This window comes from Amycolatopsis sp. YIM 10, assembly GCF_009429145.1.
In the GTDB taxonomy this organism is placed as follows: Bacteria; Actinomycetota; Actinomycetes; order Mycobacteriales; family Pseudonocardiaceae; genus Amycolatopsis.
Map to the genome: position 1 here is coordinate 2,991,290 of NZ_CP045480.1, position 23,518 is coordinate 3,014,807.

21 protein-coding genes and 1 pseudogene are annotated in these 23,518 nt (G+C 70.7%); 10 read left to right on the forward strand and 12 right to left on the reverse strand.

Annotated elements, in window-relative coordinates:
• The first annotated feature begins 21 nt into the window (after window positions 1–21).
• On the forward strand, window positions 22–1,536 hold the full coding sequence (locus YIM_RS14620; RefSeq protein WP_153030884.1) for an ATP-binding protein: 1,515 nt from the start codon (window positions 22–24) through the stop codon (window positions 1,534–1,536).
• Window positions 1,537–1,583: 47 nt separating this feature from the next.
• Window positions 1,584–2,465: pseudogene (locus YIM_RS14625) on the forward strand (IS5 family transposase).
• 9 nt (window positions 2,466–2,474) lie between these two features.
• Here the strand turns inward: YIM_RS14625 and YIM_RS14630 are convergent.
• The 5 genes from YIM_RS14630 to YIM_RS14650 all read right to left on the reverse strand — a co-directional run bounded on the left by YIM_RS14630 (window position 2,475) and on the right by YIM_RS14650 (window position 7,755).
• Complete coding sequence (locus YIM_RS14630) at window positions 2,475–3,500, reverse strand: 2Fe-2S iron-sulfur cluster-binding protein (RefSeq protein WP_153030885.1); 1,026 nt, start codon at window positions 3,498–3,500, stop codon at window positions 2,475–2,477.
• The gene (locus YIM_RS14635; protein ID WP_153030886.1) at window positions 3,497–4,357 is read right to left on the reverse strand and encodes a metal-dependent hydrolase; all 861 of its coding nucleotides are present in this window, start codon (window positions 4,355–4,357) and stop codon (window positions 3,497–3,499) included. Before YIM_RS14635 ends, YIM_RS14630 begins: the two co-directional genes overlap by 4 nt.
• Window positions 4,357–5,826, reverse strand: coding sequence for an NAD(P)/FAD-dependent oxidoreductase (locus YIM_RS14640; protein ID WP_153030887.1), 1,470 nt, complete (start codon window positions 5,824–5,826; stop codon window positions 4,357–4,359). The genes YIM_RS14635 and YIM_RS14640 overlap by 1 nt, the downstream gene beginning before the upstream one ends.
• A 272-nt stretch (window positions 5,827–6,098) precedes the next feature.
• Window positions 6,099–6,923 carry an NAD(P)-dependent oxidoreductase gene (locus tag YIM_RS14645; protein ID WP_153030888.1) on the reverse strand — a complete coding sequence of 275 codons (825 nt, stop codon included), beginning with the start codon at window positions 6,921–6,923 and terminating at the stop codon, window positions 6,099–6,101.
• Window positions 6,924–6,951: 28 nt separating this feature from the next.
• Complete coding sequence (locus YIM_RS14650) at window positions 6,952–7,755, reverse strand: IclR family transcriptional regulator (RefSeq protein WP_153030889.1); 804 nt, start codon at window positions 7,753–7,755, stop codon at window positions 6,952–6,954.
• A gap of 141 nt (window positions 7,756–7,896) precedes the next feature.
• Here YIM_RS14650 and YIM_RS14655 point away from each other — a divergent pair, with 141 nt between their 5' ends.
• The 4 genes from YIM_RS14655 to YIM_RS14670 are packed head-to-tail and all read left to right on the forward strand — an operon-like array spanning window position 7,897 to window position 13,813.
• Entirely contained in the window at window positions 7,897–8,841 is a 945-nt protein-coding gene (locus YIM_RS14655; RefSeq protein ID WP_153030890.1) for a 5-dehydro-4-deoxyglucarate dehydratase, read from the forward strand.
• Window positions 8,838–9,977, forward strand: coding sequence for a hypothetical protein (locus YIM_RS14660; protein WP_153030891.1), 1,140 nt, complete (start codon window positions 8,838–8,840; stop codon window positions 9,975–9,977). Before YIM_RS14655 ends, YIM_RS14660 begins: the two co-directional genes overlap by 4 nt.
• 11 nt (window positions 9,978–9,988) lie before the next feature.
• The gene (locus tag YIM_RS14665; protein WP_153030892.1) at window positions 9,989–11,464 is read left to right on the forward strand and encodes an aldehyde dehydrogenase (NADP(+)); all 1,476 of its coding nucleotides are present in this window, start codon (window positions 9,989–9,991) and stop codon (window positions 11,462–11,464) included.
• 12 nt (window positions 11,465–11,476) lie between these two features.
• Entirely contained in the window at window positions 11,477–13,813 is a 2,337-nt protein-coding gene (locus YIM_RS14670) for a polysaccharide lyase 8 family protein (protein ID WP_153030893.1), read from the forward strand.
• Here YIM_RS14670 and YIM_RS14675 read toward each other — a convergent pair.
• Both YIM_RS14675 and YIM_RS14680 read right to left on the reverse strand, forming a co-directional pair.
• Window positions 13,803–14,582 carry a class I SAM-dependent methyltransferase gene (locus YIM_RS14675; RefSeq protein WP_228004723.1) on the reverse strand — a complete coding sequence of 260 codons (780 nt, stop codon included), beginning with the start codon at window positions 14,580–14,582 and terminating at the stop codon, window positions 13,803–13,805. The genes YIM_RS14670 and YIM_RS14675 overlap by 11 nt on opposite strands.
• A gap of 25 nt (window positions 14,583–14,607) precedes the next feature.
• Entirely contained in the window at window positions 14,608–15,450 is an 843-nt protein-coding gene (locus tag YIM_RS14680; protein WP_153030894.1) for an SDR family NAD(P)-dependent oxidoreductase, read from the reverse strand.
• Between the two features lie 92 nt (window positions 15,451–15,542).
• Here YIM_RS14680 and YIM_RS14685 point away from each other — a divergent pair, with 92 nt between their 5' ends.
• Window positions 15,543–16,445, forward strand: coding sequence for a hypothetical protein (locus YIM_RS14685; RefSeq protein WP_153030895.1), 903 nt, complete (start codon window positions 15,543–15,545; stop codon window positions 16,443–16,445).
• 24 nt (window positions 16,446–16,469) lie between these two features.
• Here YIM_RS14685 and YIM_RS14690 read toward each other — a convergent pair whose 3' ends face one another.
• Window positions 16,470–17,021, reverse strand: coding sequence for a DUF305 domain-containing protein (locus YIM_RS14690; RefSeq protein ID WP_153030896.1), 552 nt, complete (start codon window positions 17,019–17,021; stop codon window positions 16,470–16,472).
• Window positions 17,022–17,100: 79 nt separating this feature from the next.
• Window positions 17,101–19,131: an NPCBM/NEW2 domain-containing protein gene (locus YIM_RS14695; protein WP_228004724.1), complete on the reverse strand. Its 2,031-nt coding sequence runs from the start codon at window positions 19,129–19,131 to the stop codon at window positions 17,101–17,103.
• A gap of 204 nt (window positions 19,132–19,335) precedes the next feature.
• Between YIM_RS14695 and YIM_RS14700 the strand changes: the two genes are divergently transcribed.
• Both YIM_RS14700 and YIM_RS14705 read left to right on the forward strand, forming a co-directional pair.
• Window positions 19,336–20,169: an urea carboxylase-associated family protein gene (locus YIM_RS14700; RefSeq protein WP_153030898.1), complete on the forward strand. Its 834-nt coding sequence runs from the start codon at window positions 19,336–19,338 to the stop codon at window positions 20,167–20,169.
• Complete coding sequence (locus YIM_RS14705) at window positions 20,169–20,759, forward strand: disulfide bond formation protein DsbA (RefSeq protein WP_153030899.1); 591 nt, start codon at window positions 20,169–20,171, stop codon at window positions 20,757–20,759. The genes YIM_RS14700 and YIM_RS14705 overlap by 1 nt, the downstream gene beginning before the upstream one ends.
• A gap of 36 nt (window positions 20,760–20,795) precedes the next feature.
• Here the strand turns inward: YIM_RS14705 and YIM_RS14710 are convergent, their stop codons facing one another.
• Both YIM_RS14710 and YIM_RS14715 read right to left on the reverse strand, forming a co-directional pair.
• The gene (locus tag YIM_RS14710; RefSeq protein ID WP_153030900.1) at window positions 20,796–21,224 is read right to left on the reverse strand and encodes a DUF6292 family protein; all 429 of its coding nucleotides are present in this window, start codon (window positions 21,222–21,224) and stop codon (window positions 20,796–20,798) included.
• 64 nt (window positions 21,225–21,288) lie between these two features.
• Entirely contained in the window at window positions 21,289–21,717 is a 429-nt protein-coding gene (locus tag YIM_RS14715) for an Hsp20/alpha crystallin family protein (protein ID WP_153030901.1), read from the reverse strand.
• Window positions 21,718–21,822: 105 nt separating this feature from the next.
• Here YIM_RS14715 and YIM_RS14720 point away from each other — a divergent pair, with 105 nt between their 5' ends.
• Complete coding sequence (locus tag YIM_RS14720; RefSeq protein WP_228004725.1) at window positions 21,823–22,407, forward strand: HSP18 transcriptional regulator; 585 nt, start codon at window positions 21,823–21,825, stop codon at window positions 22,405–22,407.
• Here YIM_RS14720 and YIM_RS14725 read toward each other — a convergent pair.
• Window positions 22,397–23,434 carry a hypothetical protein gene (locus YIM_RS14725; RefSeq protein ID WP_153030902.1) on the reverse strand — a complete coding sequence of 346 codons (1,038 nt, stop codon included), beginning with the start codon at window positions 23,432–23,434 and terminating at the stop codon, window positions 22,397–22,399. The genes YIM_RS14720 and YIM_RS14725 overlap by 11 nt on opposite strands.
• Window positions 23,435–23,518 lie beyond the last annotated feature (84 nt).

Below are 23,518 nucleotides of genomic sequence, written 5' to 3' on the forward strand. Positions count from 1 at the left end.
GCGTCCGCCAGGCTGGCCGCGATGGGAACCTCGCGGCAGACACACCTCAACCAGGCGTTGTTGCGCATTCCCCGGCGAGCGGAGGGCGTGGACAGGGCGACGCTGAGCCGGACCTTCGTCTCGGCGGGTTCGTTCGCCGCGATGCTGCACTCGACCGACCACCAGATCCTGTACGGGCGGCGCGGAACCGGAAAGACCCACGCGCTGCGTTACCTGCACGACCTCGCGTCGCAGTCCGGTGATCTCGCCGTGTACCTCGACCTGCGCACCATCGGCTCGGCGGGCGGGCTGTACTCGGACAGCGAGCTGGGCGCGGACCTGCGCGGCACGCAACTGCTGGTCGACACGCTGGAAGCGTTGCACGAGGAGCTGTTCACCCTCGCGGTCGACCGCGAAGTGGGTGACCACCGCCTGCTGCCCGCGCTCGACGAACTGGCCGAAGCCACCACCGCGGTCGAGGTGGTCGGTGAGGTCGAGCGCGCGACGAAGGTGGGTGCGGCCGCCGAGTCGGAGACCGCGCTCGAAGTGTCGTCGTCGGCGAAGGTTTCGGGGCGGCGCAAGGACGCGGTGACCGCCGAGAGTTTCTTGCGCCGCACCGGCACCGAACGGCACCGGGTGGTGTTCGGCCCGCTCGGCCGGGCGTTGCAGCGGATCGCCGTCGCCCTCGGCGGCGCCCGGTTGTGGTTGCTGCTCGACGAATGGAGCAGCCTGCCGCTGGAGTTGCAGCCGCTGCTGGCCGACCTGCTGCGCCGCAGTGTGCTGCCGGTCAACGGGATGACGGTGAAGATCGCCGCGATCGAACGCCGGTCGCGGTTCCGCAGGCGGCTGCCCGACGGGGACCACCTCGGCATCGAGGTCGGTGCGGATGCCGCGTCGGCGGTCAGCCTGGACGACCTCCCGGCCGGGCCGGACGAGTTCCTCGGCGAACTGCTGTTCAACCACGCCTCGGTGGCACTGGCGAAGATGGTCGCCGATCCTCCGTCCGAAGTGGACGAATTCGTGCGGGAGGTCTTCCGCCGCAACGCCTTCGGTGAACTGGTCCGGGCGGCGGAAGGGGTGCCGCGCGACGCGATCAACATCGCCGCGCTGGCCGCGCAGCACGCGCACGACGAGCCGATCGACGTCCGCGACGTCCGGCTCGCCGCGCGCGACTGGTACCTGCGTGACAAGCGCAAGGCGATCGAGACCGATCGCGCCGCCGCCGATCTGCTGCGCAAGCTGATCGATGAAGTGGTCGGCCGCCGCCGGTGCCGGACCTTCCTGCTGGCGCAGGAATCGCGCTGGACCGCGATCGACGACCTCCACGACGCGCGCCTGCTGCACCTGCTCCGGCGCGGGGTGGTCGACCAGGAATCGCCGGGCACGCTGTACGACGGGTACTCGCTGGACTACGGCTGCTACGTCGCGCTGCTGCTCGACGCGGGCAAGTCGAGCAGGCCACAGGACCGCGTGGGCTGGCTGCGCACGGCGAAGGGCGTGCCACCGGACGACTTCCGCCCGGCACGGGAAGTGGTCGACCTGGCGGCCCTGCGCTAGGGCCCGTCCTCAAAGCTGGTTGCTCTGACGTGCTTTGATCTTGTGTCGTGGTGCGCAGGCATGAGCTGACTGATGAGCAGTGGCAGGCGTTGCAGCCGTTGTTGCCGGTCTCGGGGGCGAAGGGGCGTCCGCGGGTGGATGACCGGCGGGTGATCAACGGGATGTTGTTCAAAGCGAAGACCGGTGTCTCGTGGCGTGATCTGCCGGAGCGGTACGGGCCGTGGAAGACGGTCTACAACCGGTTCTGGCGCTGGTCACGCAACGGCACCCTGACCATGCTGGTGTCCAAGGCGCGGGTGATCGCGGAGGCGATCGACGAGCTGGACCGGGAGGTTTCGGTGGACTCCAGCATCGTGCGCGCCCATCAGCACGCGGCCGGTGCCCGCCGCCGCACCGCAGCGCACACAGGGGGCGAGCGGGTCGTGTGGCGGGCAGACCGAACCAGATGATCATGCTATCGGCCGGTCCCGCGGCGGCCCCTCGACCAAGATTCATCTGGCCTGTGACGGGCACGGCCGCCCGCTCACGACCGTCCTGACCGGCGGGAACACGAACGACTGCACCACGTTCGACACCGTGCTGGCGGGCGTGTGGTTCCCGCCGGCACGACACGGCCGGCTCGCGACGCGGCCGACACGGGTGCTCGCGGACAAGGGCTACTCCAGCAAGTCCATTCGCGCTCACCTGCGCCGCCGCGGCATCCGGGCCACCATCCCCGAACGCCGCGACCAGCGCGCCAACCGAGCCCGCCGCGGTCGAGCCGGAGGCCGCCCACCCGCCTTCGATCCGGTGATCTACAAGCGCCGCAACGTCGTCGAACGCTGCTTCAACCGGCTCAAACAGTTCCGCGCGATCGCCACCCGCTACGACAAACCGCTGTGTCTTACCAAGCCATGATCGACCTGGCCACCCTCACCCTCTGGCTTTGAGGACGGGCCCTAGAGGTCGAGCGCGACCGTGCCCTCCGCGCGCCCGACGCAGATCAGCATGCTGTCTTCGGCGCCGCCCAGCACGCGCACCCGGCAGGTGCCGCAGAAACCCTGGCGGCAGGAGTAGGCGACGTCCGGGCGCACCGCGCGGATCATCTCCAGCGCGGACCGGTCGGCGGGCACCTCCACCGTGGTCCCCGTGCGCCGAAGTTCCACCCGGAACGGCTTGCCGTCCACGATCGGCGGTTCGGCGAACCGTTCGAAGTGGACGGTACCGCCCCCACCCGCCAGCACGTCGGTGCGCACCGAGGTGATCATCGGGATCGGGCCGCAGCAGTAGACGTGCGCCTCCGGCGGGGCCTGCTCCAGCAGTTCGGCGCCGGAGGCCGGAATCCCGTACTCGGTGTCCGGCCGGATCCACACCCGGTTCGAGTCCAGTGCGGACAGTTCGTCGGCGAAGGGCATGGACGCGCGGTCGCGGCCGGTGTAGACCAACCGCCAGTCGGCGCCGGCCGCCGCGGCCGCGCGCACCATCGGCAGGATCGGCGTGATGCCGATGCCACCGGCGATGAACTGGTAGGCACCGGTGCGGACGAACGGAAACGCGTTGCGCGGCCCGCGCACGGTGACCCTGGTGCCGAGGCCCACCGCCTCGTGCACCTCGCGCGAACCGCCGTTCCCGTCCTCGATCCGGCGCACCGCGATGCGGTACGACCGGGTGTCGCCGTCGCACAGGGAGTACTGCCGGACGCGACCGGACGGCAGCACCAGGTCGATGTGGGCGCCGGGCCGCCACGAAGGCAGTGGCGCACCGTCGATCCGGCGCAACCGCAGGCTTTTCACCCCGTCGGCGACCACCGCGGCGTCGTCGACCACCATCGGCAGGTCGCGGTCGACGGCCTCGACCGGAGGACGCCGCCTGCCGCTCATCCGGCTCAGCCGCCGGTACAGCACCCCGACCCCGCTCAGCGTGGACAGCAGCCGGTCCGAGCGAGGGCGGCCGCGCAGGTCGGGCGGGAACCGCGGCTGTGTCACTCGGCCGCCAGCGCGGCCGGGGAACTGGCCAGGTAGGCCACCGCCTGATCGGTGTCGCCGGTCTCCGACGGGTGGTACGAGCGCCGGAAGTACGGCCGGATCTCCCGCAGCAGCCCGCGTCCGCTCGGCACCAGCCCGCGCCGGGCACCGCTGCGGAACCCGCGCCAGCTCGCCTTCTCGGACAGCGTCGGGTCGGCAGCCATCAGGAACCGGGTGCCGCGCACCCACAGCCACGCCAGCACCGGTGTGACCAGCGCCATCGTGCGGGCGCGGCGCAGGTACCTGCCGTCGAGGTGCTGGTAGAGGTCGTAGGCCACGGCGCGGTGCTCGACCTCTTCGGCGCCGTGCCAGCGCAGCAGGTCCAGCATGGTCGGGTCGGCGCCGGCCCGGTCCAGCGGTGCCGAGTCGAGGATCCACTGGCCGAGGAAGGCGGTGTAGTGCTCGATCGCGGCGACGATCGCGACCCGTTCGACGATCCACTCCTCGCGGGCCTTGCCGGTGAGGTCGCGGTCGCCGAGCAGGCGGCGGAACACCCATTCCATCTGGCGGGTGTACGGCCGCGGGTCGAGCCCGTGTGCCTCGAAGTGGTCGAGCACACCGCTGTGCGCTTCAGCGTGCATGGCTTCCTGGCCGATGAAGCCCAGCACGTCCTGGCGCAGCCGGTCGTCGCGGATCATCGGCACGGCCTGCTTGAACAGCTCGACGAACCAGCGCTCGCCCTCGGGCAGCAGCAGGTGCAGCACGTTGATCGTGTGCGTGGACTGCGGTTCGGCCGGGATCCAGTGCATCGGCAGCGCGGACCAGTCGAAGTGGACGTCACGCGCCCGCAGCACCAGTTGCTCGTCGTCGGTGGTCATCACGACCTCCCGGTCAGCTCGTAGTGGCTCGGGTCGACGCGGCGGGTGCGCTGCCAGTAGCGCCAGGTGAAGCCGGGCCAGATGGTCCGGTTCACCCCCTTCGCGTCGAGGTACCAGCTCTTGCAGCCGCCTTGTGTCCACACGCCCTTGACCAGCTTGTCCTGGATCTCCGCCTGGAACTGTTCCTGCGCCCGCTCGCGCACGGACAGCGCGGCGGCGCGGTGACGGTCGGTCAGTTTGATCGCGTCCACCACGTACCGGGACTGCGACTCGATCATGAACACCACCGAGTTGTGGCCGAGCGCGGTGTTCGGGCCGAGCAGGAAGAACAGGTTCGGGAACCCGGCCACGGTGATGCCGAAGTGCGTGCGCATACCCTCGGTGGCCCATTCCTTGGCCAGGTCGCGCCCGTCGGCGCCGGTGATGTTCAGGTACTCCAGCGCGTCGGTGACGTGGAAGCCGGTGCCGTAGATGATCGCGTCGACCTCGTGCTCGACGCCCGCGCTGTCCACAATGGAGTGCTCGCGCACCTCGCGGATGCCGTCGGTGACCACGTCCACGTTGTCGCGGGAGAGCGCGGGGTAGTAGTCGTTGGAGATGAGCACGCGCTTGCAGCCCATGGTGTAGTCCGGGGTGACCTTGCGCCGGAGTTCGCGGTCGGGGATCTGCTTGGCGATGTGGCGCTTGGCCACCGCTTCGCCGGCCTTCATCACCGCCGGGTGGCCGTTGAAGCCGATCGCGCGCACTTCGAGCAACCAGTACAGCGCGGTGCGGTAGGCGCGCTGGGCGCCGGGGACACGGCGGAACAGCTTCTTCGACCATTCGGGCATGGCGTGGTCGGGCTTGGGCATGATCCACGGGGGCGTGCGCTGGAAGAGGTCGAGCTTGGCGACCTCACGCGCGATGCGCGGCACGAACTGGATCGCGCTGGCCCCGGTCCCGACCACGGCGACGCGCTTGCCGGTCAGGTCGTAGCCGTGGTCCCACTGCGCGGAGTGCCAGGTGCGCCCCTGGAAGCGTTCGATGCCGGGGAGTTCGGGAATGCGCGGGATGTGCAGGCCGCCGACCCCGGCGACGAGGAACTGCGCGACGAATTCTTCTCCAGCCCTGGTTTCCACCGTCCACAAGCCACGGTCCTGGTCCCAGTGCGCGCCGGTGATCTCGACGCCGAAGCGGATCCTGTCGCGCAGGCGGTACTTGTCGGCGACGCCCTTGAGGTACTCGAAGATCTCCGGCTGACGGGAGAACGAGCGGGTCCAGTCGGGGTTCTGCTCGTAGGAGAAGGAGTACATGTGGGACTGCACGTCGCAGGCGCACCCGGGGTAGGAGTTGTCGCGCCAGGTGCCGCCGACCTCGTCGGCCTTCTCCAGGATCACGTAGTCCCGGATGCCCGCCTTCTCCAGCTGGATCGCCTGGCCCAGCCCCGAGAAGCCGGTACCGACGATGACCACCTTGAACCGCGCGCCCATTGCTCCTCCACGCCGTTGCGGATCCACAAGTAGCTGTAACCGGAAGTAACAGCTACTTCAGAGTAGGATGCGGCACGCGGATTACCGTGTCAACTCATCCCCCAAACCGCCACCCGGCAACGACAGCCGACCACATTGCCCACCCAGCCCTCCCCATCCCCGCTCCACAGCCAAAACACGGCGAAGACCATCGGGGTCTTCGCCGTAGTCACAAACAGACAGCGGGGTGGCCCCGAACAGTGCTCACCCCGCTGGAACATGCCCCCGCAGGGTCAGAGCGGGTTGTACTCGCCCAGCGGAGCCGTGCAGAACGGGCCGCCGATGTGGTCGGCCGCGATGCCCGTTGGTCCCGGCACATCCGCCAGTTCGGCGGCATACGACTCGGCATCGTCCTGCGGGGCGTAGCCCAAGGAAGCGGCCTCATCCAGCGAGAACAGCCGACGCTTGTTGTCCGAGACGCCCCAGATCAAGCGATAACCAGGGGAGGGCGCCGAAAGGCACGCCTCGAAGAGACGGGCGCCGTCGTCGGGGGAGAGCCAGGTGGTCAGGCCCCGCGGACCCAGCACGATCGGGGTTTCGAAGCACGACCCGATCCGCACGCAGATGACGTCCATGCCGAACCGCGACGCGTACAGACTGCCCAGTGCCTCCATCGCCGCCTTGCCGACGCCGTAGTACGTGTCCGGCCGCGGGCTCGAATCGGCGGGCAGGCCGTCGGAGCCCGCTTCGTCGTTGCGCCGGAAGCCGACCGAGTGGTTGCTCGACGCCAGGATCACCCGTTTGATGCCCGCCGCCTGCGCGGCCGCCAGCGCGATCTGCGTGCCGTTGATGTTGACGTCGAGGATCTCTTCCCACGAGTTCTCGCGGCTGTGCCCGCCGAGGTGGATCAGCGCGTCGGCGCCTTCGCAGGCCCGTGCCATCGCTTCGGGGTCGGTGACCGATCCGGTCAGCACCTCGACCGCCTCACCCGGCTCCGCCGGAGCGGGCGGGCGCACGTCGAGCAACCGCAGGATCCGGCCCGGCTTGGCCAGCCGCGGCCGCATCAGCGTGCCGACCACCCCCGACGCACCCGTGATCAGGACGCGCTCGTCTGCCATGACGCCTCTTTCTTCAACCAGGAGAGTTTCAGCGGATACCGGCGCGTCGCAGGTTCTGCCCGAGTTCGGTGGTGATCTCGGCGATCAGCTCGCCCGCCCGCCGCGCTTCGGCCTCGGTGACCTGGTCGACCGGCATCGAGCAGCTGAGCGCGTCGGTGCCGGGAATGCGGTACGGCACCACCGCGGCCACGCACCGGATGCCCGGCGTGCCCTCTTCGATCTCCGAGGCGTAACCGCGTTCGCGGGTCTCGGCGAACTGGCGGTGCAGCTCGCTGAGCGAGGTCACCGTGTTCGGCGTGAGCGCGGTGAGCGGGTTCGGCAGCAGCGCGTCGATCTCGTCGTGGGTGAGTTCGGCGAGCAGCACCTTGCCCAGCGCGGTCGCGTGGGCGGGCAGCGTGCGGCCGACCCGCGAGACCAGGTGGATGGACTTCGCGGACTCCCGCGTCTCCAGGTACACCACCTCGGTGCCGTTGCGCCGCGCGTAGTGCGCGGTGAACCCGGTGCGCTCACGCACCTTCTCCAGTGCCTCGGTGGCGAAGGGCACCACCGGGTCCCGGTCGAGGTAAGCCGTTCCGCAGATCAGCGCGCGCACGCCGAGGCGGTAGCGCGTGCCACTGGAATCGGTCTCCAGCCAACCGGCCTCGTGCAGGGTCCGCAGCAGTCCGTGCAGGCTGGACCGCGGGAACCCGGTGCGGGTGTGCAGGTCCGAGAGCGACATCCAGACGTCGTTCTCGGCGAAGGTCTCCAGCAGGTCGATCGCGCGGCGCGCGGATTTGACGCCGGCCGGCTCGGCGTTGTTCTCACCGGCTGAAACAGCCGTCGGCTGAGCCATCGACCCCTCCTCCACCTGCGGGTTGACTTGTGTCCGCACCCATATTAACGTCCTGCGACAGTGTTCTTGTAGGTGAACGAGCGTCACATTAGCAGACTTCATTCATGAATGTGAACAGTAGATGTGAACAGAAGGGTACCGATGGCTCAGCCCGAGACCGCTTTGGACGGTCTGCTCGCGTTCCCGCTCACCCCGTTCACCGAAGATCTCCAGCTCGACCTCGACGCCTTCGGTGACCACGTCGAGCGGCACCTGGAAGCGGGCGCGGGCGCGCTGTTCGTCGCGTGCGGCACGGGCGAGTTCAGCTCGCTGGGACCCGACGAGGTGCGGGCGCTGCTGCGTCGCGCGCGCGAGGTCGTGGCCGGGCGCGTGCCGATCTGGGTGGGCGCCGGCGGTGGCGCCACCACCGCGCGGGCCGGGATCGCGGCCGCCGAGGCCGGGGGTGCCGACGGTGTGCTGCTCCTGCCGCCGTACCTGGTCACCGGGCCGCCGGCGGGACTGGTCGACCACGTCCGCTACGCCATCGGCGACAGCGGGATCCCGGTGATCGTCTACCACCGCTCGCCGGGGGTGTTCACCGCGGGCGCGGCGGTCGAGCTGCTCGAACTGCCCACGGTGGCCGGGCTCAAGGACGGGTTCGGCGACGTCGACCTGATGACCCGGATCGTCACCGGCATCCGCGGCGCGGACAACCCGCGCGGGCGGGAGTTCCTGTTCTTCAACGGCTTGCCCACCGCCGAGGTCTCGGCGCGGGCGTACGCGGCGGTCGGCGTCGCCCGGTACTCGTCCGCGGTGCACTGCTTCGCCCCGGAGATCGCCCAAGCCTTCCACAAAGCACTGTCCACTGGGGACGAAACGACGATGGACGCGCTGCTGTCCGGGTTCTACCTGCCGCTGGTCGAACTCCGCGACGAGACGCCCGGCTTCGCGGTGTCGCTGGTCAAGGCCGCCGCCCGGTTGCGCGGGGAGAAGGTCGGCACCGTGCGCCCGCCGCTGCGGGAGCCGAACCCGGAGCAGCTCGACCGCCTCGAGCGCATCTGCGCCGAAGGTGCCGCGGTGCTCGGCCGGATCGGGGCAGCGCGATGAGGGTGACCGGTTACGCCTATCCGTGGGACGTGCTGGACGCGCCCGGTTTCACCGAGCGCGCGGCCGAGCTGGACGTGGACGAGGTCGCCGTCGCGGTGTCGTACCACAGCGCGCGGGCGGCCACGCCGTGGTCGCCCAGCCGGTCCTCGGTGGTGGCCCGCCACGCTGCCTTCTACCGGCCGATCCGGAAGGGCGCCTGGGGTCGGTTGCGCCCGGCCGCCCCGGACTGGGCCGGTGCCGAGGACAGCGCCGGTGACGCGGTGCGCGTGCTCGACGCGGCCGGGATCCCGGCGGCCGCCTGGGTGGTGTTCACGCACAATTCGTTGCTGGGCACGAAAAATCCGGATGTCTCGGTGCGGAACTGCTTCGGCGAGCCGTACCCGTGGGCGTTGTGCCCGGCTCGTGAGCAGGTCCGGGAGTACGCCGCCAAGGTGGCCGCGGAGAGCGTGCGCGGGCTGGAGTTCCGGTCGGTGATCCTGGAGGCCTGCGGGCCGCTCGGGGTGGTGCACCAGCACCAGCACGAGAAGACCGACGGCGTGTGGTCGCCCGCGGCGGCCAGGGTGCTGTCGGTCTGCTGCTGCGAAGCCTGCGCGGCCCAGTGGGACGCGGACACCGGCGAGGTCCAGGCCGCCCTCGCCGCCGAAGCCCGCCGCCTGATCGCGAGCGGTGACCTCGCTGCCACCGAGGACCAGCTCCCGCCCGAGGTCAAGGCGACCGTGCTGGCCGGGCGGCAGCGGTCCACCGACGCGCTGCGGGCCGGGATCCTCGCCGAAATCGGCGCCGGGCCTAGACTGGTGCTGCACGGGGCGATGGATCCCTGGGTGACCGGAGCGTTGCCCGGCCTGACCCCGAGCGCGCCCGATGACGTGCATTCCGTGGTGCTGCAGTGCTGGGCACCCGGCCAGGCCAGCGTGGACGCGGTCGCCGCCGCCCGCGCCGCGCTGCCGTCCATTGTGGACGTCGGGGCGTACATCACCGCGGTGGCGGCGAACCCGGTGCCCGAGATCGATCGCTACACCGCCGCACTGGCCGAGGCCGGTGCGAGCGAACTGCACCTGTACCACCTCGGTCTGGCCGGCGCCGGTCGCTGGGCCGATCTCCGGGCCGCCGTGCGCGGTGCCCGGACCGTGAACTAGGAGTTTGTGCTTTGTCTGCCGAATTTGTCGCTGAGACCGAAGAAGCCGAGCTGGACCGGGTGCTGGAAGCGGCCGCCCGCGTCGCGCCCGCGCTGGCCGAGACCACCCCGGCGCAGCGGGCCGGCTGGCTCACCGCGGCCGCCGACGCGCTGGACGCCGCGGCCGACGAGCTTGTCGTGCTGGCCGCCGAGGAGACCAACCTGCCCGAAGCGCCGCGCCTGCGTGGTGAGCTGAAGCGCACCACCTTCCAGCTGCGGTTGTTCGGCCAGGTGCTGACCGACGGCGCGTTCCTCAAGGCCACCGTCGACCACGCCGACCCGGACTGGCCGATGGGATCGCGCCCGGACATCCGCCGGGTGCTCACCCCGATCGGGCCGGTGCTGGTGTTCGCCGCCAGCAACTTCCCGTTCGCCTTCAGCACCGCGGGCGGGGACACCGCGTCGGCGCTGGCAGCCGGCTGCCCGGTGGTGCTCAAGGCGCACCCGGGCCACCCGCGCCTGTCCGACCTGACCGGGCGGATCCTGCTCGCCGCGCTGCTCGCGGCCGGTGCGCCCGAGGGCATCTTCGCGGTGGTCCACGGCCGCGAGACCGGGGTGACCGCGCTCAAGGACCCGCGCGTCTCGGCCGCGTCGTTCACCGGGTCGGTGCCCGGTGGCCGCGCGCTGTTCGACATCGCCAACGCCCGCCCGGTGCCGATCCCGTTCTACGGTGAGCTGGGCAGCGTCAACCCGGTGGTGGTCACCCCGGGCGCGGTGAAGGCACGCGGCGAGGAGATCGCCAAGGGCTACGCGGCCTCGTTCACCCTGGGCGCCGGTCAGTTCTGCACCAAGCCCGGCCTGGTGTTCCTGCCGGACGAGCACGGGCTGGACACCGCGCTGAAGTCCGCTGTGGACGGTGTCGCCGCGCAGGAGATGCTCAACGACCGCATCGCCGGCGGTTATGCCGAAGGCGTGGCCGCGCTGCGGTCCGCCGACGGGGTCGAGGTGGTCTCCGCCCCGGAGAACGCGGGTTCGGGCTTCGCGCCGACCCTGCTCAGCACCAGTGCGGAGAACTTCGCCAAGGGCGCCGAGGTGCTGCGGCACGAGTGCTTCGGCCCGGCCTCGCTGGTGATCACCTACTCCAGCCAGGAGGAGCTGATCGGCCTGCTGGACGGGCTCGAGCCGGGGCTGACCGCCACCCTGCACGCCGAAGAGTCCGAAGTGGACGACGTGCGCCCGCTGCTGGCTCCGCTGGCGCGGATCGCCGGGCGCGTGCTGTACAACGACTGGCCGACCGGGGTAACGGTGAGCTGGGCGCAGCAGCACGGCGGCCCGTACCCGGCCACCACCGCGCCGACCACCACCTCGGTCGGCACCGCTGCGATCGACCGCTTCCTGCGCCCGGTGGCCTGGCAGGGCTTCCCCGACGCGCTGCTGCCGCCCGCCCTGCGCGAGGACAACCCGTGGCAGCTGCCGCGGCGAACGGACGGTACGCCGCAGATCCTCTGACTGGGAGACAACATGGACGGACTCACCCGCAGATCAGCGTTGCTCGGCGGGGCGGCGGTCGCCGCGTCCACCACCCTGGCCGGGGTGCTGGGCACACCGGCGGCCGCGGCCGGGCCCGATCCGGCGAAGATCGTCGCCGCGTACCGGTACCTCCAGCTCGGTGCCGGGCGCACCTCACCGGAGCGGACGCGGGCGGTCGAGGCGCTCGACGAGGTGGCGGTGGCCTACAACGCCGCGATGAACACCTCGATCGACCAGCTGTGGCCGGATCTGCCGGTGGGTCCCGGCAGCACGTACTTCCAGAAGATGTACTACCGGCTGCGCACCATCGCGGTGGACTGGGCGACGCCGGGGTCCGCGCTCTCGGCGGACCCGGCGCTGCCGCAGCGGATCCACACCGCGCTGGAGACGCTGTACCGGGTGCAGTACAACGAGCACACCGACGAGATCGGCAACTGGTACAGCTACGAGATCGGCACCCCGTTGTGGCTGCTGCAAACGCTTGCGTCCACTGAGGACATCATTCCGGCGGCCGATCGTGAGCGGTACCTGCGCCCGGTGCTGCGGTTCATCGCCGACCCGAACCGGCGCACCAACAATCCCAACGTGGTGGAGACCGGCGCGAACCGGGCCGACAAGGCCACGCTGACCGTGGTCTCCGGCGCGATGACGGGGGACACCGCGCGCATCCGGCTGGGCGTGGACGCGGTCACCGACGTGGCCGGTGGTGGCGCGGCGAGCCTGATCGCGAAGGTGACCTCCGGCGACGGCTTCCACACCGACGGCTCGTTCATCCAGCACGACGTGGTGCCCTACCCGGGGCACTACGCGCTGGTGCTGGTGCAGGCGGTGGCCGGGCTGATGGAGATCACCCGCGGCACGGCGTGGGAACTGCCCGAGAGCGTGCGCCGCGCCATCTGCGGCACGGTGCCGGATTCGCTGGCGCCGTTCATGTTCAACGGCTACATGATGGAACCGGCTCGCGGCCGGTTCCTGTCCAGGCAGGGGGAGACCGGGCACGACGCCGGGCACCAGCTGACCGCGGCGGCGGCGCTGCTCGCGCGCAACGCGCCCGAACCGGAGCGCGCTCAGCTGAGCGCGCTGGTGGCGTCGTGGATCCAGCGCGGCAAGTGGGCACCCTTCCTGGAGGTGTCCGACGTCCAGCGGTTCTCGGGCGGGTTGCAGCCGGTCGGCGTGCCGGAGGTCGAGTACGCGCAGGAACTGCTGGCCGCGAGCCCGGCTCCAGCGCCGGTGGTGCCGGAGCACCGCGTGTTCGGCCAGCAGGACCGGATGGTGCACGTGACCCCGTCGTGGTCGGCCTCGCTCGGGGTCAGCTCGGCGCGGATCTGCCGCTACGAGGCGATCAACTCGATGAACCTGCGCGGCTGGTACACCGGTGACGGGGTGCTGTACGTGTTCCGGCCCGACGCCGAGGGGCACTACAGCGACGCCTACTGGCCGACGGTCGACGCGAAACTGCTGCCGGGCACCACGGCGAAGGACGCCGAGCCGCCGAAGCTGGAGCAGATCCCGTTGTCCAGCAAGCCGTTCTCCGGCGGGGTGCGGTTCGGCGCGCAGCACGGCGCCTACGGGGTCGACTTCATCTCGCAGGACGGCACGCTCACCGCGAAGAAGTCGTGGTTCTTCACCCCGGACGGCGTGGTGTGCCTGGGGGCGGGGATCACCGACGCGTCCGGGGCGAACGTGCGGACCACCGTCGAAAACCGTTCCCTCGGCTCGAATCCGCGCAACGCCCTGCGGGCGGACGGCCGCCTGCTGCCGGTCGAACCCGGCAAGACCACGCTGCTGCGGAAGCCGCGCTGGGTGCACCTCGACGGCGTCGGTGGATACGTTCTCCTGTCCGAAATGGACGTTTCCGTGCTGCGCGAGGACCGGACCGGTGCCTGGGCCGACATCGACAAGGGCGCCAACACCGGCGGCACCACCACGCCGTACACGCGGCGGTACCAGAAGGTGGTGATCGAGCACGGCGCCAACCCGTCCGGCGCGAGCTACGGCTACGTCGTGCTGCCGGGTGCTTCGGCGGCGGCCACCGCGGTTTCGGCGCTTTCCTGGCGAGTGCGGTCGAACACCGCCGAGGTGCAGGCGATCCGGTTGTGGGAAGGTACCTTGCTGGCGAACTTCTTCACCGGCGGCACGCTCGACGACCTGACCGTCTCCGGGCCCGCGTCGGTCGCGGTGGAACGGGTGCGCGACGGGTGGCAGGTCGCGGTCTCGGACCCGACGCAGCTGCAGCAGTCGATCCGCGTGACGATCCTGCGCCGGTCGGTGGACGTCGACGTCGCCGGGGCACAGGGGGCGACCATCACGGTGAAGCTCAACCGCTGACTTTGCGGGCCTCGATCAGGTACCGCCGCGAATGCGCCACGAACGCGCCCTCCACCAGGATGCGGCGGTGCAGTTCGGCCAGTCGCGGCCGGTACTTGGCCACGGTGAAGTCCGGCACCGTCCAGAGCACCTTGCGCAGGAAGTAGACCACCGCGCCGACGTCGTGGAAGACCACGCGCAGCTTCTCGTGACGAACGTCGAGCACGTCGAGCCCGGCGGCGCGCGCCTTCTCGGCCGCGCGGTCGGCGGCGCGCTCGTCGGAGTCATCGTCGCCGGGTTGCGGGCCGAGGAAGAACTCGTACAGCTCGCGATTGGTGCCGCTGCCGACGCCCTGGGTGAGGAAGGTGCCGCCGGGCCGCAGCACACGCGCGATCTCCGGCCACGGCTCCACGATCAGGTGCCTGCCGGTGACCAGGTCGAAGCTGTGGTCGCGGAACGGGAGCAGGCCGTCGTGCGCGGCGAGCACCACCGAACCGCCGAGGCGGCGCAGGCGTTGTGAGGCGATCGCGGCGTTGGGCGGCCAGCCTTCGGTGGCGACCAGCCGCGTGCTGTCGCGAGCCGCGCTCGTCAGCACTTCGCCGCCGCCGGTTTGCAGGTCGAGTGCCACTTCGGCGGCGGAAAGGCGATCGGCGAGCAGTCGCGAATAGCCCCACGACGGCCGTTCCTCGGTGGCGCGCCCGTCGAACCACGAGAAGTCCCAACCCTCGACGGGCTCGGCTTCCCCTTCGGCGAGCAGGCGCTCGAACTCCTCCAGATCCACGGGTGACACGCCTGCCGACGCTACCTCGGGCCGGTCAGAGCTTCCACCGAACAGCCGGCGGCGGTTCCGGCACCAGCTCGTCGGCGAAGGCGGCGGCGAAGTCCTCGACGTCCCAGCGCGGCCGGGTCAGCACGGGCTCCTTCACCGCGTGCTGCCGCACCAGGTGCAGCTTGTCGCCACGCAACCGGATCAGCTGGCCGGTGACGCCCGCGGACAGGTCGCTGAGCAGGAAGGTGACCAGTGGCGCGGCCAGGTCCGGGGTGAGGTCGCGGCTCAGGCGCGTGCGTTCCACCCGATCGGCTTCCACCATCCTGGTCCACGCCAGCGGGCTGATCGCGTTCACCCGGATGCCCAGCTCGGTGAGATCCGCCGCCCACGAGTAGGTGAGCGACGCGACCGCGCCCTTGGACGCCGAGTACGCCGCGCCGCCGCGTTTTCCGAGCAGCGCGCCCGAAGCCACGTTCACGATCACGCCGGAACCGCGTTCGCGCATCACCCGCATGGCGGCCATCCCGGCGAACATCGTGCCCAGCACGTTGACCTCGACCAGCTCGCGAATGCGTGCCGGATCGTCGTCCCACGGCGGTGCCTGGTAGTTCAGGCCCGCGTTGCTGACTAGGCCGTCGATCGTGCCGAACTCGCGCACGCACATGCCGACCATCGCGGTCGCCTGCTCGGCGTCGGCCACGGAATGCGTGCTGACCGCGGCCCTTCCGCCCGCATCGGTGATCAGGGCGGCGACCTCGCCCGCCGGTTCGGGATCCACGTCGTTGACCACCACCGCGGCGCCCGCGGCCGCGGCGTGCAGTGCGTATTCCCGGCCGAGGCCGCGACCGGCGCCGGTGATCACCACGGCTTGCCCCTCGAGTACTCCCATCCCGTCAGTTTGGGCCATGGCCGCAAAATGCCAACTCGGGGCCGTTCCCGGGCGTCGCGGTTACCTTTCCTGGGGAGTGGAAGGGGCCGGGGATGCGGAATCGGACGTGGGCGGCGGCAGTGGGCGTGGTGCTGGTGGCCGGCGGGTGCGGGGCGCAGGAGGCACCGCCACCGGCGGCCGCGCCGCCGCCACCACCGCCGCAGCCGACCAGGGAACTGGTCACCTGGGCGGACACCATGTGCCAGGCGACGGATTCGCTGACCCGGGGCCAGCTCGAGTTCGAGGGGCTCGAGCTGGACCCCGCCAAGCCGGACGAATTCGCCGACATGCACCTGTACAGCTACCTCAGCTCGGCCGACACGGGCCTGGAGAACCTGGCGTCGGAGTTCAGCGGCCTGCCGCCGTCCGGGGTGGCCGCCGGTGACGAGCTGGCCAAGGGCCTCGGTGCCGGGTTGCAGCGCATCCTGCCCGAAGTGAAAGCACTGGTCGGCGACCCCGTCACGAGCCCGAGGGGTGATTTCGGGGAGATGTACGAACGCGCCCGCAAGTTCAACGAGTTGCTCGACTCGGTGAAACCGCCCGGGCCGGACTACCCGGCACTGGTGGCCGCCGAACCGCAGCTGGCCGCGGCCCACCACCTGGCGCCGCGCTGCCAGCCGCCCGCGCCGCCGCCTCCGCCGGAGGCGCCGCCGGGCCCGCTGCCCGCCGCGGCGAACGGCACCGACTTCGGCTCCTGCGCCGACGGCGAGTGCCAGATCCTGGTCACCGGCGAGCCGAAGGTGCGGGTCGGCGACAACGAGTTCACCATCACGCTGACCGAGAAGTCGGTGACGCTCAAGGACTACGGCGCCCAGGGCGCGTCCAGCACGATGCGCACCGGGATGGGCGGCAAGGCGAGCTGGGGCAACGCGAACACCGGCAAGAAGCTCGAAATGACGGTGACCGCGGTGAACGCCGAAGGCGCCGTGCTCGACTTCAAAACGGTGACGCAGTAGTCCTCGCCGGTGTGGCGCGGCGGGTCAGGGAGCCGGTTGCGCGGCGGTGATCTCGGCGATCTTCGCCTCCTGGCCCTCGACGATCTTCCTCGCCAGCGCCTTGGTTTCCTCGTGGGCGCCGGTCAGCTGGACGTTCTTCGCCATCGCCACGCCTTCGCGCAGGTGCTTGGCCAGCGTGCTCAGCCACTTCTGGTCGAACTCCGCCCCGCTCGCGTTCTCCAGCGCGGCGATGTCCTGCAGGGTGAGCATGCCCGGCATGGCGTGCCCGCTGTGCCCGCCCGCGGCCGGGACCTCGACGTTCCAGCTCCGCAGCCACCCGGTCATCTGCTGGATCTCCGCGGCCTCGGTGGCCGATACCTCCTCCGCGGTGGTCTTGACCAGTGGCAGCGTGCCGCGTTCCTTGGCGATCGCGGCGATGTCCAGCGTCTGCTGGTGGTGCGGGATCATCTGCTGCGAGAAGCGGATGTCCGACTCGTTCCCGGCGCCGGTGGCCGGGGGGTTCTCCTCGCCGGACGCCGAGCACCCGGCGAGGAGAACGGCGGCGAGCAGACTGGCGAGCAAGGCAAACGTGCGCATGGATCCTCCTGGTGCGGCGGCAAAAGGGGATACGGTCCGCACCCGGCGGTGGTTCACCGTCGACGGTGGATCCGCGTGCTCAGCAAGTGAGCGTCAGCTCCGCCCAGTCCGCGTGGTCGTTTTGGACGCCGTCGCCCGCGTCGGTGGCCACCAGCCGCACCGCCTTCGCACCCGAGATGTCGGCGACCAATTCCTTGGCCGGATCGGTGCGGGTGAGCGGCCCGCTGTCGTAGGCCCGTTCTCCGTCGGTCCACACCTCGAAGGTGACCGAGCCGGCCCTGCCGTCGTCCACGCCGACCAGCGCGCGCACCTCGGAACACGCACCGCCGGTGAAGTACTCGACCGATGAAAGCGCGTGCGTGCCGAGCCCCTTCGCGTAGGTGACCCCGCGCAGGGTCAGGGGCCCGCCGTCACCGGCAAGGCGCCCGCCGTTCGCGCGGTCGATCTCCACCGGGCCCCAGCCGTTGTACGAGCGCAGCCAAGGCACGTCGCTGAGGTACCTCGTGCCGGTCTGCGGCACCTCCGGGACCACGGCTTCGGAAGTGTGCGTGAGTGTCGCCGGAGCGCCGGTCTGCGGGTTCACGTAGTCGAAGCTCGCGCTGACCGGGTACCGGCCCGGCGGTGTGCCCGGTGGTGCCGAAACCTCCCACGTGGTGCGGAACCGCTCGTTCTCGCGCAGGGTCGTGGTTGTTGGGTCCGAGGTGGCGCGGACCGACCAGGTCGGCGGGGTGAGGAGCTTCGCCCGCACCGAGTTCACCGGCGCGCCACCGGAATTGCCGAGCGTGGTGGTGTACGCGGCCGGGGTGCCGGGGGCGACCACCGGCAGTGCGCTCGCGTACGACAGTTCGACCTCCGCGGCCGCGTCGAGCGCGGGCGGGTACTGGAACCAGTGACGGTCCGCGCCGATCCGGTACATCGCGGTGCCGTGCGCGGGAACCATCGCGCTGATCGTGCCGGCGGTGTGCGCGTCGGTGTGCGCCCAGAGATCGCGCAACTGGTAACCGCTCGCCTGGGGCAGGCCGAGTTCGGCGGCGTTCGTCTCGATCCGGGCCGGCGTGTCGTTCTCGTTGAACAGCGCGACCGCCCGGTCCCCGCCCGCCAGTGGTTTCACGAACACGTGCAGCCCGCCGGCCGAGCGGATCGGTCTGCCCTGCACGCCCAGCGGGTCCTGGTCGACCGCGATCACGTCCCGGTTCCCCAGTATTTCGAAGGTCTCCGGGGTCACCTTGCGCAGGTCGGCGCCGATCAGCAGGGGAGCGGCCATCATCGACCACAGCGAGAAGTGCGAGCGGTACTCGGTTGCGGTCATGCCGCCGTTGCCGACCTCCAGCATGTCGGGGTCGTTCCAGTGCCCCGGCCCGGCGTGGTCGGCGCGCACCATGTTCAGCTTGAGGATGCTGAGCATGCTGGCCCAGCTGTCGTTGATGTCGATGGTGGTGCGCCACAGGTGCCCGACGCCCTTGCCCCACTCCCACGGCTGGTTCGTGCCCCACTCGCAGATCGAGAACACGATGGGCCGTCCGGTGGCCCGCAGCGCGTCGCGCATCTTCGTGTACCGCTCGATCGCGTTGACGCCCTGGTTGTTGCAGTTGTCGTACTTCAGGTAGTCCACTCCCCACGAGGCGAACAGGTTCGCGTCCTGCTGCTCGTGGCCGAGCGCGCCGGGGAACCCCGCCTCGTTGCAGGTTTTGGTGCCCGCGCTGGAATAGATGCCGAACTTGAGCCCCTTCGAGTGCACGTAGTCGGCGACCGCCTTGATGCCGTGGGGAAAGCGCACGGGATCGGGCACCAGATCACCGTTGGGCGCGCGTTCGGGCAACGCCCAGCAGTCGTCGAGATTGACGTAGGTGTACCCGGCCTCCTTCAGCCCGTGCGAGACGAAGATGTCGGCGATGTCGCGGACCAGCGTCTCGTTGAAATCGGCCTCGCAGTGGGTGGTGTTCCAGTTGTTGAAGCCCATCGGCGGGGTGAGCGCCAGGCCGTCGCCGGCCGGTGGGGCCGGCGTGGGCTCCGCTCCGCTCGCTGGTTGCGCGAAGGCGGTGGCGCACAGCGCGAGCGACGCGGCCAGTACCCAGCCGCGGGCCGGTGTTCTTCGTCGTTCTGCGGACACGGTTGCTCCTCGGCGATTGGCGGAAAAAACGGTCCGGACCCGGCAGAGGGAACGAAAATCGCTTACTATGAATCCGGCCGGGCCGTTCGAGCGCGACAATCCGAACACCCGCGCGCCGGTCGGGCAACCCCCTGCGCGCCGCATCGTAAATACCCCTCATGCATCGGCACTACCCTTATTCGAACGGCCGGAAGGAGCATGCGAATGGCTGATTTCCCGGCGGCGTACCAGGGCGCCGCGCTGAGCGTGGACCAGGAGTTCTACCGCGGGCTGGCCGATGGGCCACGCGAGCTGGTGGAGCGGTTCGAGGTGCCGATCCGGTCCGGTCGCGCGTGGACGGTCCCGCGCGGGCACCTGTGCCGGCTGGTGACCGTGGACGGGCCACAGGTTGGCGACCTGAACCTGTGGAACGCCAACGATCCGCGCGAACGGTTGTGGGCCTCGCGCACCCGCCAGCTGCAGCGCGCGCACGTGAGCACCTTCGACCGGCTGTGGTCGAACCTGCCGTTCCTGCGCCCGCTGGTCACCGTCACCGCCGACACGCTGGCCGGGTACGGACCGGACGAGCACGGCGGCCGGGTCCACGACCTGCTCGGCACCCGCTGCGATCCCTACGTGAACCGGATGCTCACCGGCGAGGACTTCGATTTCCACTGCCATTCGAACCTGGTGCGCGCGATATTGCCGCACGGGCTCACCGAATTCGACGTGCACGACGTGCTCAACGTTTTCCAGTGCACCGGGCTCAATGCCGAAGACCGCTATTTCATGAAAGCCTGCCCGGCGCGTCCAGGCGACTTTTTCGAGTTCTTCGCCGAACTCGATCTGCTGTGCGCGTTGTCCACCTGTCCCGGGGGTGACCTTTCCGTGCCATTGTGGGGACCGGACGCCCGCGACCCATTGGACACCTGTCACCCGATCGGGGTGGAGGTGTACCGGCCGGCCGCCACCTTGCTCGAGGGCTGGCGGCCACCGGACCGGGCCGCCTACCGCAACCAGCACGGGCTGCGCCCGCCGGCGCGAGAAGGGAACGCGTGATGACCGAGCAGCGGATCGCCGATTTCTGGTTCGACCCCTCGTGCCCGTACACCTGGCTCACCTCGCGGTGGATGACCGAGGTGGCGCGGGTGCGCCCGGTCGAGGTGCGGTGGCACGTGATGAGCCTGGCCGTGCTCAACGAAAACGCCGAAGTGGACCCGGAAGGCGACACCGAGGGCTACCTGTGGATGCCGGTCCGCCTGTTCGCCGCGGTCGGGCAGCGTTACGGGCAGCAGGCACTGGCCGAGCTTTACACCGCGTTCGGCACGCGGGTGCACCAGAACGGCCAGTGGGGTTTCGAAGGCGTGCTCGCCGACGCGGGACTGCCGGAGGAACTGGCTGAGGCAGCCGAATCGACGGAGTACGACCAGGTCGTGCGGGCCTCACACGAGGAGGCGATCGCGAAGGTGGGCAACCACGTCGGCACCCCGGTGATCTCGTCGGCGGGGGTTTCGGTCTTCGGCCCGGTGATCTCCCGGGTGCCGCGCGGGGAGGAGGCCGGGCGCCTGTGGGACGGCACGCTGCTGGTCGCCGCCGTGCCCGGGTTCCACGAACTCAAGGGCCGCCGGTACGAGGAACCGAAGTTCTGAACCCGGGCACTGTACACAGTGGACGGAGCGACGGGCTCAGCTCGCGGCGAGCAGGCTGGTGACGTAGGGCCGGAGGCGGTCGGTGAGCCGGTCGTGATCGCCCGCTTCGCGCAGCCACGGCGGCTCGGCCCGGCCGGGCTTCCCCGCGAGCGCCCTGGCGGCGTACCTGGCCACCTCGGCCGGACGGGCCAGCGGGTCGCGCCCGAGATAACCGAGCACGAGCAGGTCTTCGGCGGAATGGGTTTCCACGGCCAGTGCCCAGCCGTGGCGTTCGTCCCAGATCAGTGCCACGTCGCGGTCGGGGAAGCGGGGCAGCCGTCCGTCGAGTGCGACGTAGGCGGACGCCGGGGTGCCGGTGTCCACGGTGCAGGACTCCGGCCCGGCGCCGCAGGCCGAGCCGACGGCCGCGGTGTAGGCGCGCAGGGCGCGGGTGAACTCGAAATCGGTTTCCAGCAGGGGGACCACGGGTTCGTGAGCCTCTCGGGATGGGCCGCCGTCCCGCGCCGGGGACGGCGGCGGCCGGCGCGGATCAGGCGTTGATCTCCTTGCGGTCGGTTTCGCCGCCGGAGATGGCGATCTTGCGGGGCTTCGCCTGTTCGGCGATCGGGATGCGCAGGGTCAGCACCCCGGCTTCGTAGTGCGCCCCGATGTGCTCGGTGTCCAGCGAGTCGCCGAGGAACAGCTGGCGGGAGAACACCCCGAGGGGCCGCTCGGCGACCTGCATCTCGGTGGCTTCGCCGGCCGGCCGCCGTTCCGCCTTCACCGTGAGCACGTTGCGTTCGATGCCGAGTTCGATGCCGTCGGGGTCCACGCCCGGCAGGTCGAACATGACCACGAAGTCCTCGCCGGAGCGGTAGGCGTCCATCGGCATCGCCGCCGGCTTCGACCAGGTACCGGCCGTGCTGCCGAGCTGCAGCAGGCGGTCGAGGTCACGGAACGGGTCGGTGCGCATCAACATCGGTTCCACCTCCTGGGTTCGCGGTCAAGGGGTGTCAATACGCACCAAGTGTTCTAGCATGTCGTCACAATGATGACAAGCTGAAAGTCGTCGAAAGGATGACAAATGGAGCCCGAGGCACGATTGCGGCAGGTCGGCGCGGTGCGCGACGATCCCGGAGCGAGCCCGCAGGCCCTGCTCGACGCGCTGACCGCGTTGCGCCTGCTGCGCGAGGAGCTGGCGGCCTGGGAGCCGGACCTGATCTCGGCGGCCCGCGCGCGGGGCGTCAGCTGGGCGGCACTGGCGCCCGCGCTCGGGGTGGCCAGCCGCCAGGCGGCCGAACGCCGGTACCTGCGGCTCAACCCGTCGGCCTCGGGGGAGTCGACCGGTGAAGGCCGGGTGCGGGCGCAACGCGACCGGCGGGCGGGCGACCGGGCGGTGGCCACCTGGGCTCGCGAGAACTCCAGCTCCCTGCGACGCCTTGCCGGGCAGGTCAGCGCGGCGGGCGGGCTCGACTCCGAGAGCGCCGGCCGGGTGGAGCGGGCACTCGGTGACAACGACGCGACGGCACTGCTCTCCCCGTTGGCCGCGGCGAACCAGCAGCTCGAAGCCGGGCACGAGGAGTTGGCCGCCGAGGTCGCCGCGATCACCGAGCACACCGACAGGCTGCGCCGGGACGCGATCGACTCGCGCCGCCCGGTCACCGGATGAAGCGCACCTCCGGGCACCGGCTGAGCGCCCCGTCGAACAGCCGGGTCGGCCGCTCGCGCAGATGAAGATCGAAGAAGGCCCGCAGGTGGGTCCGCGTCGCGGTGACCACCTTGCCCGGTGCCGTCGTGCCCAGCTCGGCCGGATCGTGCGGCAGCAGCGGCTCACGGTCGGTGAACGAGAGCGTGGTCGTGCCCACCAGTTGAAGATCGCGTTTCCAGCCGCGGTGACGCGCCCAGAACGATCCGGCGGCCGGATCGGTGGTGTGCGCGCGGTTCGCGCCCTCGCTGCCGAACAGCAGCACCGGCCGGTCCAGGTCGTGGCCGGGCATCGGCGGCAGGAACTCCCCGTCGAGCACCACACCGGCGCGCAGCCGGTTGTCGCGGTACATCGCCTCCGCGGCGGTGCCGCCACCCGCGCCGTGGCCGAACACGCCCAGCCGGTTCAGGTCCAGGATTTCGCCGAGTCCCGGCGGCAAATGGCCATCACCGGGCATGCGGCCCTCGGCCAGTGAGGTCAGCTTGGCCAGCACGGTCCGCACGTCCTCCACGCGCGCCGGGATGCGGGCCCGGTCGGCCCGCCGCTCGGTGATCCGGCCGGTGGGGAAGTCGACCGCGGTTTCGTAGGTGTGGTCGATGGTCACCACCAGGTAGCCGTGGCTGGCGAGGTCCTCGACCAGGGTGGTGCAGAGATCGCGCGGGGTGGCGAAGTCCGGGGAGAACAGCAGGACCGGTCGTTTCTCCCCGCGCGGTACCGCGGCGCCCTCGTCGGTGTGCAGGCCGACATCCGTGACATCGAGCCCGTCAATCCACTCGAGGCTGGCCGCGGCACCCTGGCGCAGGTAGCGCGCGGGCCTGCCGCCACCCGTCGACGGGTACCAGAGGCTCACCATCAGTTCGCGGTACGGCTGCTCCGGCACCCAGGGATCGGACCGGGACCAGTCGACCAGCCGCAGCGTCACCCGCCCGACGGCGTGCCGCCCGCTCGGCCTCGGAAGCGTTTTCCCCAGTGTTCTTGCCGGTTTTGTCATGCCCGTTCCTCCTCGAACCCGCCGTGAGCAGGTTCTCGGAGGAACGGGCCGCGCGGCTTCCCCCGCGAGCTGGACCGGCCTCCC